Annotated in this window: 14 protein-coding genes; 10 read left to right on the top strand and 4 right to left on the bottom strand. The window is 72.3% G+C overall.

Going from position 1 to position 13,456, the window contains the following annotated elements:
• Positions 1–95 precede the first annotated feature (95 nt).
• The gene (locus ABZ444_RS36445; RefSeq protein ID WP_358007253.1) at positions 96–911 is read right to left on the bottom strand and encodes a glutamate ABC transporter substrate-binding protein; all 816 of its coding nucleotides are present in this window, start codon (positions 909–911) and stop codon (positions 96–98) included.
• Positions 912–972: 61 nt separating this feature from the next.
• On the bottom strand, positions 973–1,728 hold the full coding sequence (locus ABZ444_RS36440) for an amino acid ABC transporter ATP-binding protein (protein WP_358007250.1): 756 nt from the start codon (positions 1,726–1,728) through the stop codon (positions 973–975).
• A gap of 137 nt (positions 1,729–1,865) precedes the next feature.
• Here ABZ444_RS36440 and miaB point away from each other — a divergent pair, with 137 nt between their 5' ends.
• Complete coding sequence (gene miaB, locus ABZ444_RS36435) at positions 1,866–3,359, top strand: tRNA (N6-isopentenyl adenosine(37)-C2)-methylthiotransferase MiaB (protein ID WP_357985141.1); 1,494 nt, start codon at positions 1,866–1,868, stop codon at positions 3,357–3,359.
• A gap of 57 nt (positions 3,360–3,416) precedes the next feature.
• On the opposite strand, the gene ABZ444_RS36430 is transcribed toward miaB, so the two are convergent.
• Positions 3,417–3,872: a hypothetical protein gene (locus ABZ444_RS36430; protein WP_358007247.1), complete on the bottom strand. Its 456-nt coding sequence runs from the start codon at positions 3,870–3,872 to the stop codon at positions 3,417–3,419.
• A 325-nt stretch (positions 3,873–4,197) separates the two neighbouring features.
• On the opposite strand from ABZ444_RS36430, the gene ABZ444_RS36425 reads away from it, so the two are divergent.
• From ABZ444_RS36425 to ABZ444_RS36415, 3 genes are all read left to right on the top strand, one after another.
• Positions 4,198–4,728, top strand: coding sequence for a hypothetical protein (locus tag ABZ444_RS36425; protein ID WP_358007244.1), 531 nt, complete (start codon positions 4,198–4,200; stop codon positions 4,726–4,728).
• A gap of 81 nt (positions 4,729–4,809) precedes the next feature.
• Positions 4,810–5,556: an isocitrate lyase/phosphoenolpyruvate mutase family protein gene (locus ABZ444_RS36420; RefSeq protein ID WP_358007241.1), complete on the top strand. Its 747-nt coding sequence runs from the start codon at positions 4,810–4,812 to the stop codon at positions 5,554–5,556.
• A 95-nt stretch (positions 5,557–5,651) separates the two neighbouring features.
• Positions 5,652–6,359: a hypothetical protein gene (locus tag ABZ444_RS36415; protein WP_358007239.1), complete on the top strand. Its 708-nt coding sequence runs from the start codon at positions 5,652–5,654 to the stop codon at positions 6,357–6,359.
• Between the two features lie 22 nt (positions 6,360–6,381).
• Here the strand turns inward: ABZ444_RS36415 and ABZ444_RS36410 are convergent, their stop codons facing one another.
• A complete protein-coding gene (locus ABZ444_RS36410) occupies positions 6,382–7,287 on the bottom strand; it encodes a ribonuclease Z (protein WP_357985155.1) in 906 nt (301 codons plus the stop codon).
• Here ABZ444_RS36410 and ABZ444_RS36405 point away from each other — a divergent pair.
• Genes ABZ444_RS36405 through ABZ444_RS36380 form a run of 6 tightly spaced genes read left to right on the top strand, consistent with a single transcriptional unit; the run spans position 7,286 to position 13,433 of the window.
• Positions 7,286–7,798, top strand: coding sequence for a methylated-DNA--[protein]-cysteine S-methyltransferase (locus ABZ444_RS36405; protein ID WP_358007236.1), 513 nt, complete (start codon positions 7,286–7,288; stop codon positions 7,796–7,798). The genes ABZ444_RS36410 and ABZ444_RS36405 overlap by 2 nt on opposite strands.
• A gap of 40 nt (positions 7,799–7,838) precedes the next feature.
• Entirely contained in the window at positions 7,839–8,744 is a 906-nt protein-coding gene (miaA, locus tag ABZ444_RS36400; protein ID WP_358007234.1) for a tRNA (adenosine(37)-N6)-dimethylallyltransferase MiaA, read from the top strand.
• Positions 8,745–8,753: 9 nt separating this feature from the next.
• A complete protein-coding gene (gene dapF / locus ABZ444_RS36395) occupies positions 8,754–9,566 on the top strand; it encodes a diaminopimelate epimerase (protein WP_358007232.1) in 813 nt (270 codons plus the stop codon).
• 52 nt (positions 9,567–9,618) lie between these two features.
• On the top strand, positions 9,619–10,374 hold the full coding sequence (locus tag ABZ444_RS36390) for a hypothetical protein (RefSeq protein ID WP_358007229.1): 756 nt from the start codon (positions 9,619–9,621) through the stop codon (positions 10,372–10,374).
• Between the two features lie 19 nt (positions 10,375–10,393).
• Positions 10,394–12,673: a tetratricopeptide repeat protein gene (locus tag ABZ444_RS36385; protein ID WP_358007226.1), complete on the top strand. Its 2,280-nt coding sequence runs from the start codon at positions 10,394–10,396 to the stop codon at positions 12,671–12,673.
• A gap of 1 nt (position 12,674) precedes the next feature.
• Positions 12,675–13,433 (top strand): glucose 1-dehydrogenase, encoded by a 759-nt coding sequence (locus ABZ444_RS36380; RefSeq protein WP_358007223.1) that lies wholly within the window; start codon positions 12,675–12,677, stop codon positions 13,431–13,433.
• Positions 13,434–13,456 lie beyond the last annotated feature (23 nt).

Raw genomic sequence — 13,456 nt, 5'->3', positions numbered from 1 at the left:
CCAAACACTAAATCTATTGTGTTTTTATTTTTTTTGTGTGGTGTACTAGAGGTGGGGGGCCGGGCCGGGCCCCCCCCCCCCCGCCTCTGGCGTGACTAGCTGCAACCCTCGGCCGGAGGCGCGGTCTCCGACAGCTTCAGGCCCTGGATGCCGCCGAACCACTTCTCCAGCAGCTGCTTCATGGTGCCGTTGTCCCACAGCTTCTTCACCGCGGTGTTGACGGCCTCACACGTCTTGCTGTCGCCCTTCTTCAGGCCGATGCCGTACTTCTCGTCGGTGAAGCCCTGGCCGAGCACCTTGAAGTTGCCGCCGGCCTGCTTGGCGAAGCCCGCCAGGATCAGGTCGTCGGTGGTGACGGCGTCGAGGTTGCTGCCCGACAGCTTCTGCACGCACTCGGAGTAGGTGGCGGCGTCGACGGTCGTGGCGTCGATGTCGAGCTTGCCGTCCGGGGGCGGGTCGGTGACGCGCTTGTAGGAGTTGGAGCCGGCCGCCTTGCAGATCTTCTTGCCCTTGAGGTCCTGCGGGGTGTTGATCGCGGTGTCGTCCTTGCGGACCATGATGTCCTGGTGCGCGATCACGTACGGGCCGCCGAAGGACACCTTGCCCTTGCGCTCCTCGGTGATGGAGTACGTGGCGAAGATGATGTCGACGGTGCCGTTCTGGAGGAAGGGCTCGCGGTTGGAGGAGGCCGACTCCTTCCACTCGATCGAGGCGTCCTTGCCGCCGTTCATCTCCTTCAGCACGGCCTTGGCGACGTCGACGTCGAAGCCCTCCGGCTCCGACCCCTTCTTCAAGCCCAGGCTCGGCTGGTCCCACTTGGTGCCGACCACGACCTTGCCGCCGCCCTGGACCTTCTCCAGGACGCTGGCGTAGGTCTTGTCCCCGCCGCAGGCGGCCAGAGCGGCGAGCATGCCCACTCCCGTGACCACCGCTCCCAAACGACGCATGTGCATGTATACCTGCCTCAAAATCTCAGTGCGTGAGGATCTTCGAAAGGAAATCACGCGCGCGGTCGGTCTGCGCGTTGGTGAAGAACTCGTCGGGGGTGTTCTCCTCCACGATCTGCCCGTCCGCCATGAAGACCACCCGGTTGGCGGCCCGGCGGGCGAATCCCATCTCGTGCGTGACGACCATCATCGTCATGCCGTCTCGTGCCAGCCCGATCATCACGTCGAGCACCTCCTGGACCATCTCCGGGTCCAGGGCCGAGGTGGGCTCGTCGAAGAGGATCATCTTCGGGTCCATGGCCAGCGCACGTGCGATCGCGACCCGCTGCTGCTGGCCGCCGGAGAGCTGGGCCGGGTACTTGTCCGCCTGCGCGGCGATGCCCACCCGTTCCAGCAGCTCCATGGCCCGCGTGTCGGCCGCCTGGCGGTCCTTGCGGCGCACCTTGATCGGGCCGAGCGTGACGTTCTCGCGGATGGTCTTGTGCGCGAACAGGTTGAAGGACTGGAACACCATGCCGACCTCGGACCGCAGCCTGGCCAGCCCCCTGCCCTCCTCGGGCAGCAGCCGGCCGTCGAACACGATCCTGCCGTCGTCGATCGTCTCCAGGCGGTTGATCGTCCGGCAGAGCGTGGACTTCCCACCGCCCGAAGGGCCGATGACCACCAGAACCTCGCCACGAGAGACGGTCAAGTTGATGTCCTTCAGGACGTGCAACGCCCCGAAGCGCTTGTTGACGCCCTCCAACTGAACGAGTGGAGTGGCGTCGCCGTTCTCCGTCATGGACCAAAACGGTAGAGGTCATTAAGACGCTGGTCACTAACCAGGTGGTACCGATCCGGTCACATCGTGCCGTCAAGCTGGTGTTTTAGACGGGGGCGGCTGCCGCGAGCCGGACAACGACTACCCTTGAACCTGCCATGACTGTGACCCAGGAGAGCGCCCGCACGTACGAAGTGCGCACATACGGGTGCCAGATGAACGTGCACGACTCCGAGCGCCTTTCCGGCCTGCTGGAAGACGCCGGCTACGTGCCGGCCCCCGACGGCGCGACGGCCGACGTCGTCGTGTTCAACACGTGCGCCGTGCGGGAGAACGCCGACAACCGCCTTTACGGAAACCTCGGCCATTTGCGGCCGGCCAAGATGGACAACCCGCGCATGCAGATCGCGGTGGGCGGCTGCCTGGCCCAGAAGGACCAGGGCGACATCGTCCGCAAGGCGCCCTGGGTCGACGTCGTCTTCGGCACCCACAACATCGGCTCCCTGCCGGTGCTGCTGGAGCGGGCCCGGGTGGCCGGCGAGGCGCAGGTCGAGCTGAAGGAGTCGCTGGAGGTCTTCCCCTCCACGCTGCCCACCAAGCGCGAGTCGGCCTACGCGGCGTGGGTCGCGATCTCGGTCGGCTGCAACAACACCTGCACGTTCTGCATCGTGCCGTCGCTGCGCGGCAAGGAGAAGGACCGCCGTCCCGGCGACGTCCTGTCCGAGGTGCGCACGCTCGTCGGCCAGGGCGTCCTCGAGGTGACCCTGCTCGGCCAGAACGTCAACACCTACGGCGTCGAGTTCGGCGACCGGCTGGCCTTCGGCAAGCTGCTGCGCGCCTGCGGCGACGTCGAGGGCCTGGAGCGGGTGCGCTTCACCTCGCCTCACCCGGCCGCCTTCACCGACGACGTCATCGCCGCCATGGCCGAGACGCCCAACGTCATGCACCAGCTCCACATGCCGCTGCAGTCGGGCTCCGACCGCGTGCTGCGGGCCATGCGCCGCTCCTACCGCGCCGAGCGCTACCTCGGCATCATCGAGCGGGTGCGGGCCGCCATGCCCGACGCGGCCATCTCGACCGACATCATCGTCGGCTTCCCCGGCGAGACCGAGGACGACTTCCAGGCCACCCTCGACGTCGTCCGGCAGAGCCGCTTCGCCAACGCCTTCACCTTCCAGTACTCCATCCGTCCGGGCACCCCGGCGGCCACGATGGAGGACCAGATCCCGAAGGAGGTCGTCCAGGAGCGTTACGAGCGCCTGGTGGCCCTTCAGGAGGAGATCTCCTGGGAGGAGAACAAGAAGCAGGTCGGCCGCACGCTGGAGGTGCTGGTCGCCGAGGGCGAGGGCCGTAAGGACGACGCCACGCGCCGCCTGTCCGGCCGCGCCGCCGACAACCGGCTCGTGCACTTCGCGGTGGGCGAGGAGACCCCGAGGCCCGGTGACATGGTCACCGTCGAGGTCACCTACGCCGCCCCCCACCACCTGGTCGCCGACGGCGCGGTCCGGGCGCTGCGGCGCACGCGGGCCGGCGACGCCTGGGAGGCCCGCCAGGGCGCCCCGGCGAAGGGGCCCGGCGTGCTGCTCGGCATGCCGTCCGTCGGCCGCCCGGCGGCTCCCGCCCCGGCCGCCGGGGCCTGCTCGGCGCACTGAGTCACCGCGTTCCCGCACCCCGCCGCCCCTTCCGGGCGGCGGGGTGTCCGGCGTGGGTCAGCGGCGGAGGCGGTCGAGGAAGCTGTAACACGGCTGCCGGCGGAAGTCGTCGAACGTGGCGCACGGGTCGGGCGCGCCGGCCCGTACGGAGGGAGGCGGCGGCGGGGGAGGCGCCTGACGGTCCGGCTCGGGGACGACCCGTTCCCTGGGCGGCGCCTGCGGGGACGCGTGCGGAGCCGGACGGCGTACGGCGGCCCGCCGGGACGGACGCGGCGGCGCGACGAGCGGCGGATGCGTCGGAACCGCCTTGAGGGAGACCGGGGACGACGGCCCGCCCTCCATCGGCCCGCCCTTCAACGGCTCGCCCCTCACCGGCGGGAGCGAGGGGTCGCCCGGCTCCGTCGCCGTGGGCCGGGCGGGCGCCGGCACGGCCTCCATCCAACCCGGCGACCAGGGGCCGGGCGACCAGGGGCCGGCCGACGGGGTGGGCGGCGCCAAGGACGGCTCGACCACCGGCGAGACCGCGATCTGCGAAGGAAAATGCGATCTTGGGATAAGCGGTGTTTCCTGATCGAATTCACGACGGCTTTGCGGGCGCGATTCCGGAGAACTGGTGAATGCCAGGAAAATCCCGAGGCCGGCCGTGACGAGTACCCCGGCCGCTCCGGCCGCGGCGCCCAACCGGGGACGGCCACCTGCGCAAACAGATCTTTGGGGGGACAAGTCGTGATTCCTTTGTGATTGGTGTGCGAGCATTCCACTGATGCGGCTAGTGTGGTCCATCACCCGCGGAAGCCGGCGAGCTTTCCCCGATACGACCGCAGGGAGCTGCACCACCATGCATGATCCGACCGAGACGGATCGTCAGGAGATCCTGTCCGGGCCGGGCCCGTCCCCGAGGCCCCCCGGCAAGAGCAGGAAGACCGCCATCATCGCCGCGTCGGCCCTCGTCGGCGTGCTCGCCGCGGGCGGCGCCGGCTACCTGCTGGCGGCCAAGCCCGGCCAGAGCACCCAGCAGGAGCAGGGCTCCGGCCGTCCGTCCCCGGCCACGAGCGCCGGCGACGAGGTGTTCGAGGCCGACGAGGAGGCCACCATGGGCGACGCCACCACCGACGCCCCCGACGACGGCCTGCCCACCGACGGTTCCGACGACTCCGCCATGGGCGACGCCGTCACGGACACGGGTGGCGGCTCCGACCCCGCCGACAAGGGATCGACCGGTTCCGACGGCACCGGCGGCACGACGCAGACGGGCACCGGCAAGAAGCCCGTCACACCGTCCACCAAGGCCCCGCAGCCGGAGGGCGACACCCCCGCCGACGGCCCCGCGGGGGAGCTGACCGGCCAGTGCGCCAAGAACGGCTGCTGAACGGACCGCGCCAAGTGGCTCGCCCTTTCCGGCCGGTAATGGACCTGCTGGAGAGCCGGCCGTCCTCGTAGGGTGCCGGGCATGACGACTGACAGAGCGGCCACGTTGCGCCGGCTGCACGTGCCCGGCAGCCCGCTGATCCTGCCCAACGTCTGGGACGCCGCCTCGGCGCGCGCGGTCCAGGAGGCCGGCTTCCCGGTGGTGGCCACCGGCAGCGCGGCCGTCTCCCGCGTGCTGGGGTACGCCGACGGCGAGAGCACGCCGGTCGGCGAGATGATGGCCGCCGTCGCCCGTATCGCCAGGGCCGTGGACGTCCCCGTGACCGCCGACGTCGAACGCGGTTACGGGCTCGCGCCCGGCGAGCTGGCCGAGCGGCTGGCCGAGGCGGGGGCGGTGGGCTGCAACGTGGAGGACTCCGACCCGCGTACCGGCGAGCTGGTCGACGCCGGGGCGCAGGCGGACTACCTGGCCGGGATGCGGGCGGCCGCGGGCGACGCCCTGGTGATCAACGCACGGGTCGACACCTACGTACGGGGCCTGCGCGACCGGGCGGCGGCCGTGTCGCGCGGTCGGCGCTACCTGGAGGCGGGGGCCGACTGCGTGTACCCGATCACGCTGGCGGACGAGGGCGAGATCGCGGCCCTCGTCGCCGAGGTGGGCGGGCCGGTGAACATCCTGTTCCGGCCGAAGGCGCCGTCGTACGGGCGGCTGGCGGAGCTGGGGGTGGCCAGGATCAGCTTCGGCGGCGGCCTCCACCAGGCGGCCCACGCCTACACAGAACGCCTGCTCAAGGCCATCGAACAAGGCCACGACCCCTACCCGACCTGACCACCGACACCTGGCGCGCACCGGGGTTCCGCGGGGTCGGGGTCCTGGGCGGGCTGGCCGCCGGGGGGTGGCGGGTGGCGCGTACGCTTGCGCTCGTGCTTGTCGCCGCGGCCGTCTGCCCGCAAACCCCGCTGATCGTGACCGGGCTGCCCGAGCTGCGTGCGGCCTGTCGTACCGCGGTCGCCGCGCTCCGGGCCGCCCGCCCCGACGTGCTGGTCGTGGTGGGCGGTGCGGAGACGACCCGCTCCTACGACGGCGCCGCGGCGGGCAGCCTGCGGCCCTGGGGCTTCGAGGTCACGGTGGGCGAGGGCCCGCCCGTGCTGCCGCTGTCCCTGACCGTCGGCCGCCGGCTCCTGGACGACGCCGACCAGCCCTCCGACCGGCCGCCCACCACCGACGCCGAACGACCCCTCGCTCGTGACGCCGAGGGGGTTCCCGCGCGGGCGGTTGCCTTTGACGCCGCGCCGGCCGAGTGCCGGGCGATCGGTGCCGAGCTGGCCGGCCTCGGGCGGGTCGCGCTGCTGGTCATGGCCGACGGCTCGGCCTGCCTGACCCCGCGGGCCCCGGGCCGGTACGACGAGGCGGCAGGGCCGTACAACGACCTGATCGCCGAGGCGGTCGGCAGGGCCGACGCGGCGGCGCTGGCCGCGCTCGACCCGGTCGAGGCCGACCGGCTCTGGGTGACCGGCCGCGCGGCCCTCCAGGTGCTGGCCGGCGCGGCCGAGGGGACGCCGCTGACGGGCACGCTCCTCATGCGGTCGTCGCCCTACGGCGTCGGCTACTTCACAGGCGTGTGGAGCTGACGGCGCGGCACCGGGAGACGCGTCAAGCGAGGGGGCGGCGGCGGGGGACGGGGATGCGCATCAGGTCGCGGGCCGTGATCACTTCGCCGTCGAAGCTGCGCCGTACCTCCTCCACGAACGACGGCTCCTCGGCGAACCCGTACCGCTCGGAGAAGTGCGTGAGCACCAGCCTGCGCACGCCCGCGTCGGCCGCCACCACGCCCGCCTCGAACGCCGTCAGGTGCCCGTACTCCTTGGCCAGCGCGCTCTCGGCGGACAGGAACGTCGACTCGATCACCAGCAGGTCGGCCCCGGAGGCGAGCTCGAACACGGCGTCGCACAGGCGGGTGTCCATGACGAACGCGGCGCTCTGCCCCGGCCTGGGCTCGCTGCACTCGGCGAGCGTGACGCCCCGGACCGAGCCCTTGCGCTGGAGCTCGCCGACCTCCGGGCCGCGGATGCCGTGGCGGGCCAGCCGGTCGGGGAGCATGCGGCGGCCGTGCGGCTCCTGGATGCGGTAGCCGTACGACTCGACGGGGTGGGACAGGCGGCGGGCGATCAGCGGCCCCACCCCGGCCAGCGCGCCGGAGACCGGATGCTCCTCGATCACCGTCGTGTCGGCGAACGCGGCCGCGTGCCGCAGCCTGCGCCAGTAGGTCTCGCCGGCGGCGGGGAAGACCGCGCGCACCGGATGGCGCACCCGGTCACGGGCGATGCGCTGCACGACCCCGGGCACGCCCAGGCAGTGGTCGCCGTGGAAGTGCGTCACGCAGAGCCAGTGGACGTCGTTCGCGCTCAGCCCGGCGTGCAGCATCTGCCGCTGCGTGCCCTCGCCCGGGTCGAAAAGGTAGCCTTGCCCGTCCCAGCGCAGAAGGTACCCGTTGTGGTTACGGTGTCGGGTGGGCACCGCGCTGGAGGTGCCCAGCACCACGAGTTCACGTGAGGACATGATGACCACGGTCGCGTTCGCCGAGGTGCCGACGCCGGTCGGCCCGTTCGTCCTGGCCGTCACCGAGCGGGGGCTGGTCGCCTCGGGATGGGGATCGCCCGCTGGACTGGCCGGCCGGCTCGGCCTGGCTGAGGTTCATGATGCGGATCGTACGGCCTGCGCCGTCGCCGAGCTGAACGCTTATTTCGCCGGCGAGCTGCGCACGTTCAGCACCCCCGTGGACTGGCGGCTGATGACGGGCTCCCGGCTGCAGGTGCTGCAGGCCCTGCACCGCGTCCCGTACGGCGCCGCCGTCACCTACGGCGAGCTGGCCCGGCGCGCCGGGTCGAGCGTGCCCGCCCGCGGCATCGGCTCGATCATGGGCTCCAACCCGATCCCCATCATCGTGCCCTGCCACCGGGTGGTCGCGGGCAACGGGCTGGGCGGGTTCAGCGGCGGCGTGGGGGTGGAGACCAAGCGCTGGCTGCTGACCCACGAGGGATACCTCCAGCCGACGCTCCTCGACCTGTAGGTGGTCCGTCCACACCCGGACAGTTGACACACTGGTCGGTGTGCGCCAGCAGCCAGTCATCGCCGTCGTGGGTCCCACGGCGGCCGGGAAGTCCGATCTCGCCGTCGACATCGCGCTCCGGCTCGGGGGCGAGTGTGTCAACGCCGACTCCATGCAGCTCTACCGCGGCATGGACATCGGCACGGCCAAGCTCACCCTCGCCGAGCAACGCGGCGTCCCCCACCATCTGCTGGACATCTGGGACGTCACGGTCACGGCCAGCGTCGCCGAGTACCAGCGGCTGGCCAGGGAGCTCTTCGCGAAGATCGACGTCCCGGTGCTGGTCGGCGGCAGCGGCCTCTATGTCCGCGCGGCCCTCGACGACCTGGAGTTCCCCGGCACCGACCCGGTGATCAGGGCCCGGCTGGAGGAGGAGCTGGCCGAGCGCGGCCCGGCCCCCCTGTACGAGCGGCTGCGCGAGCTCGACCCGGCCGCCGCCGAGGCGATCCTGCCGAGCAACGGCCGCCGCGTCGTGCGCGCGCTGGAGGTGATCGAGCACTCCGGCCGGCCGTTCTCGGCCACCATGCCGTCCTACGACGCCGTCTATCCCAGCGTGCAGCTCGGCCTGGAGGTGCCGCGGCCCGAGCTCGACGAGCGCATCGAGCTGCGGGTCGAGCGCATGTGGGCGGCGGGGCTGGTCGAGGAGGTCCGCGCGCTGCTCGGGCAGGGCCTGGCCGAGGGCCGCACGGCGGGCCGCGCGCTCGGCTACGCCCAGGTCATCCGGTTCCTGGAGGGGGAGTGGAGCGAGGAGCAGGCGTTCGCCGAGACGGTCAGGGCCACCAGGCGCTTCGCCCGCCGTCAGGAGTCGTGGTTCCGCCGCGACCCGCGGGTGCGCTGGCTTCCGTACGACGCCCCCGATCTGCTTGAACGCTCCCTCGCGCACATCGCCGACCCGGGTGCGGCATAAACTCAGGCAATGCGGTTTCTCAAGGGGCACGGCACCGAGAACGATTTCGTCATCCTGCCCGATCCGGACGACGGTGTGGAAGTGACGGCCGCGCTCGTGGCCAAGATCTGTGACCGGCGGGCCGGGATAGGCGCCGACGGCGTGCTCCGGGTCGCCAGGACCAAGCAGCACGCCGAGGTGGCCGAGCAGGCCGCGGTGGCCGACTGGTTCATGGACTATCGCAACGCCGACGGCAGCGTCGCGGAGATGTGCGGCAACGGCGTACGCGTCTTCGCCCGTTACCTGGTGGACGCGGGGCTGGTGGAGGGGGCGGAGTTCTGCCTGGCCACCAGGGGCGGCCCGCGCCGGGTCCGCGTCGAGCCCAACGGCGACATCACGGTCGACATGGGCAAGCCCGCCGTGCTGGGGGAGAGCGTGGCGGGCGTCGGCGGCCACGAGTACTCCGGTCTCCATGTCGACATGGGCAACCCCCACCTGGCCTGCGCGATCGGCGACCCGGTCGTCCAGCTCGACCTCAGCCACCAGCCCGGCTTCGACACCGGGGTCTTCCCGGCGGGCGTCAACATCGAGCTGTTCAACCCGGTCGGCGTCAGCCGCGTGGTGATGCGGGTCTACGAGCGCGGCTCGGGCGAGACGCGGTCCTGCGGCACCGGCGCCGTGGCGACCGCCGTGGCCGCCGCGCACATGTCCGGCGACACCACCGGCACCTGGACCGTCGAGGTCACCGGCGGCTCGCTGACCGTCATCCTCGACGAGGACACGAGCTACCTGTCCGGCCCGGCGGTGATCCTGGCGAGCGGCGAGCTGATGCTTGCAGAATGATGTTCTCCTGAGGGATGCTGGGTCCACTTTCCGAACCGAGGAGGGGTTGAGGATGGCGGACCCGCGTACCACGGCGGTTCAGGTCAAGGCGCCGATCGGCCAGTACGGCGGCGGCTTCATGGTCTCCCGCGAGGCCAAGGCCGTCTGTGAGGAGCACGGGCTCGGCCCGCGCGAGCTGTACTTCCGCGGGCGCTGCGGGGTGCTTGGCGAGTGCCACGCCGACGTGGTCACCTCGGTGGCGGTCTTCTTCCCGGCCGCCCACGTCGAGGAGAGCTGGAACGGCGGCAGGAAGATGCCCGTCGAGCGGGCCGTCGAGCTCTACACCGAGGCGTGCAGGCAGTGGGGGCGGCGCAAGTTCGGCGGCCACGACGGCTGCGCCAGGATCGCCGAGCTGCTCGAACCGGTCGTCGCGCAGGCCTCGCCGGTGGGCGCGCCGCTGTTCGCCGGCTGGCGGGCGGTGCCGCTGCCGGACGACGCGCCCGCGCGTGCCGTCCAGCTCATGCACGTCCTGCGCGAGCTGCGCGGGGGCCTGCACGCCAACGCCGTGCTCGCGGCCGGTCTGCACCCCCTGGAGGCCACGCTCGCCGCCGTCCACGACACCACCCCCTTCGGCTACGCCGACGGCGTGACGATCGCCAGGTTCTTCACCTGGCCCGAGCCCTACGCCACCCCCGGCGCCGAGGTCGTGGCGCGGCGGGCGCAGGTCGAGGAGACCACCGACGACCTGATGGCCCCGGTCTTCTCGGTCCTGCGCGACAACGAATCGGACGAGCTGATCGAGCTTCTGCGTTTTGGGCACGCTCGTTGACCTGGCAGACTGACTGCCCATGGACGTGGACATCTGGGCCTGGGTCGGCGAAACCCAGCAGCAGCTTTCCGAGGCGGGCAACGTTGGCCTCGCCATGGCGCTGGGAGACCTTCCCGCACAGGCCTACGAGGGCCGGTATCCGCAGCTCGACGTGATGGCCCCGGCCATCGCCCAGCAGGCCGAGACGCTGGAGCTGCCCTGGCTGGAGTTCTACGCCCGCTACTGGCACCTCGTGGGCCGCATCGGCGACCGGGCCCAGGGCGCGGTGGCCATCGACGACGCACGGCAGCTGCTCACGTTCGCCCAGCGCGAAGACGTGCGCGACTGCCCGGCCACCCCGGCCGCCGTCGAGGCGATGGCCATCGTGTGGGCCAACACCGACGGCCCCGGCTACGCCGGCGACCGCCTGGAGACGGTGGGCGCCTTCCTGGAGGGCATGAGCCCGGAGCGGCCCGCCTTCAGCGGCCTGGTCACCCAGTACGTCGCGGCGCTCGTCGACGCGGGCAAGGCCGGCGAGGCCGTCGCCTACGCCGAGTCCGCGGTCGAGCGGCTGCGCACGGCCGGTCGCGAGGCGAGCTGGGAGCTCGGCGCCGAGAGCGCCCGCGCCCTGCTGGCCGCCGGCCGGGCCGACGACGCGCTGGCCGCCCTGCAGGCCGCCGCCGACCTCGCCCCCGACGACCCGCCCGCCAAGGCCCATCGCGAGGGCGTGCGCCGCGCGCTCATCCTGGCCGAGCTCGGCCGCACGGCCGAGGCCGTCGACGCGCTGCCCGACCTCGACGTGGTCGGCGAGCACCCGCGCGTCTTCGTCGAGTGGTCGCGCGCGGTCGCCAAGCTGGCCGGGTCCTCCCAGATCACCAACACCTGGCAGCTCGGCCGGGTGCTGCGCCAGTGGATCGACTACTTCGGCATGATGGGCGGCTACCGCGCCCGCGTCGAGCTCGCGCTGGTCGCGGGCGACCTGGCCGTCGCCAGGAACGGCGTGTGGCAGGCCCGGCTGCTGGCCGACCTGGCCGAGTCCGGCGCGGCGGAGCTGCGCGGCGAGACCGGCGACCTGACCGAGCGCGTCGCCGCGCTGCGGGCCGCCGCCGACGCCGCCGCCGAGCCCGCGGCCCCCGGGCCCCTGCCGGAGCGGGTCGGCCTGTTCGACGCCGCCGACGGCTTCAACGCCGACCCCGAGAAGTGGGTGGGCTGGCTCGCGCCGCTGTCCGGCGAGGACCTGGAGGCCACCCGCCGCCACACCACCACGCTCGGCTTCCTCGGCTTCCCCGCGGCGGGCGCCGACATCTACTGGAAGCTGCTGGTCGACTCCGGCGACATCGCCTCCGCCGACCCCGACGACGTGGCCTACCTGACCACCCTGCTCATCGAGGCCCGCCAGGACGAGCGCCTGGAGCAGATGGCCGCGCTGCTGCCGCACGCCGCCCAGTACCTCGCGCTGGCCAGGCTCCACAGCGCCCGCGAGCGCTGGCCGGAGACGCTCGACGCCGCCGAGCACGCGGTCGCGGCCGGGGCCGGCATCGAGGCCAGACGCCTGCTGTCCGGCGCCGCCCAGCAGCTCGACCACAACGACAGGGCGGCCGGCGTGCTGGCCGAGGTGCTCGACGAGCTGACCGACGAGGACACCTGGCGCATGATCGTCATGGCCACCTCGGCGGAAGACTGGGACACCGTGCGCAAGGGCGCGGCCAAGATCGGCATGCCGATCAAGTCCAAGCAGGGCCCGATCGAGGAGGAGATGGGCCTGATCCGGCTCATCCTCCCGGCGCCCGACGGCGGCCAGCGCCAGGTGTTGTCCATCCGCACCGGCCCGGCCACCGCCCGGCTGGCGCTGCCGCAGCCGCGCGGCATGGACTACAACGCGGGCGACCTGGTCGTGTTCGACCCGCAGCTGCTGGAGCCCGTCCCGGAAGACCCGCAGGAGCAGCAGAACTTCGTGCCGCCGTTCGCGGCCGTGCGCATCCTGCGTCCCGGCGGTTACACCAGCTACTTCTTCGACGGCGCCGCGCCGAGCGAGCAGGACTGGGCGGAGTTCACCGAGGTCATGGCCGAGCGCGGCTGGCCGATGTGGGTCTACAGCGACGAGAACTACGCCGTCACCCACCCGACCAGCGGTGAGTCGCTGCCGGGCGTGTTCGGCTGGGTCGCGGTGCCGCCGGACGTGTCGGCCGCCGAGGTCGACGCCCTGCTCGACGACGCCACCGAGCGCTGGGTGCACCCGCTGGCCTGGCTCGACCTGGCCCGCGAGATCGACGTCGAGGTCGAGCGGCACGAGCGCATCGTCAAGGAATACGGGCTCTGACGTGCTGGAGCGCTTCAGCCTCGACGGCAAGGTCGCCATCGTCACGGGCGCGTCGTCGGGGCTGGGCGTGGCCTTCGCCCGCGGGCTGGCCGAGGCCGGCGCCGACGTCGTGATCGGCGCCCGGCGCGCGGATCGGCTGGCGGAGACCGGGCGCCTGGTCGAGGAGGCCGGGCGCCGCTGTCTTCCGGTCCAGACCGACGTGGCGCTGCCGGAGGACTGCGACGCGCTGGTCGCCGCGGCCGTGGCCGAGTTCGGGGCGGTCGACGTGCTGATCAACAACGCGGGGGTCGGCACCGCCGTGCCCGCGCTGCGCGAGCGGCCCGAGGAGTTCCGCCGGGTGGTGGAGATCAACCTGCACGGCACGTACTGGATGGCGCAGGCGTGCGCGCGGGTGATGCGGCCGGGCTCGTCGATCGTGAACATCGGCAGCATCCTCGGCGCGACCACCGCCGGGCTGCCGCAGGCCGCCTACAGCGCGTCGAAGGCGGCCGTGGCCGGGCTCACCCGCGACCTGGCCCAGCAGTGGGCGGCCCGGCGCGGCATCCGGGTCAACTGCCTGGAGCCGGGGTTCTTCGCCTCGGAGATGACCGAGCAGTATCCGCCCGGCTACCTGGAACGCATGCTGGAGCTGCGGGTGCCGATGAATCGGGCCGGCGACCCGGCCGAGCTGGTGGCGGCGGCGGTCTTCCTGGCCTCCGACGCCTCGTCGTACGTCACCGGTGTCACGCTGCCCGTGGACGGCGGCATTTTGATCACCTAGACGGTCCTTGCAGTACGTTGTCG

This window comes from Nonomuraea sp. NPDC005730 (genome assembly GCF_040630865.1).
GTDB lineage: Bacteria > Actinomycetota > Actinomycetes > Streptosporangiales > Streptosporangiaceae > Nonomuraea.
This window is presented reverse-complemented; position numbering and strand designations above follow the sequence as displayed.

What these genes read in the sequence shown, in the direction of transcription:
- ABZ444_RS36440 (WP_358007250.1), bottom strand. Translation starts at nt 1,728, where the DNA reads ATGACGGAGAACGGCGACGCCACTCCACTCGTTCAGTTGGAGGGCGTC.
- dapF (WP_358007232.1), top strand. Translation starts at nt 8,754, where the DNA reads ATGCGGTTTCTCAAGGGGCACGGCACCGAGAACGATTTCGTCATCCTG.
- ABZ444_RS36410 (WP_357985155.1), bottom strand. Translation starts at nt 7,287, where the DNA reads ATGTCCTCACGTGAACTCGTGGTGCTGGGCACCTCCAGCGCGGTGCCC.
- ABZ444_RS36405 (WP_358007236.1), top strand. Translation starts at nt 7,286, where the DNA reads ATGATGACCACGGTCGCGTTCGCCGAGGTGCCGACGCCGGTCGGCCCG.
- ABZ444_RS36390 (WP_358007229.1), top strand. Translation starts at nt 9,619, where the DNA reads ATGGCGGACCCGCGTACCACGGCGGTTCAGGTCAAGGCGCCGATCGGC.
- ABZ444_RS36425 (WP_358007244.1), top strand. Translation starts at nt 4,198, where the DNA reads ATGCATGATCCGACCGAGACGGATCGTCAGGAGATCCTGTCCGGGCCG.
- miaB (WP_357985141.1), top strand. Translation starts at nt 1,866, where the DNA reads ATGACTGTGACCCAGGAGAGCGCCCGCACGTACGAAGTGCGCACATAC.
- ABZ444_RS36385 (WP_358007226.1), top strand. Translation starts at nt 10,394, where the DNA reads ATGGACGTGGACATCTGGGCCTGGGTCGGCGAAACCCAGCAGCAGCTT.
- ABZ444_RS36420 (WP_358007241.1), top strand. Translation starts at nt 4,810, where the DNA reads ATGACGACTGACAGAGCGGCCACGTTGCGCCGGCTGCACGTGCCCGGC.
- ABZ444_RS36445 (WP_358007253.1), bottom strand. Translation starts at nt 911, where the DNA reads ATGCTCGCCGCTCTGGCCGCCTGCGGCGGGGACAAGACCTACGCCAGC.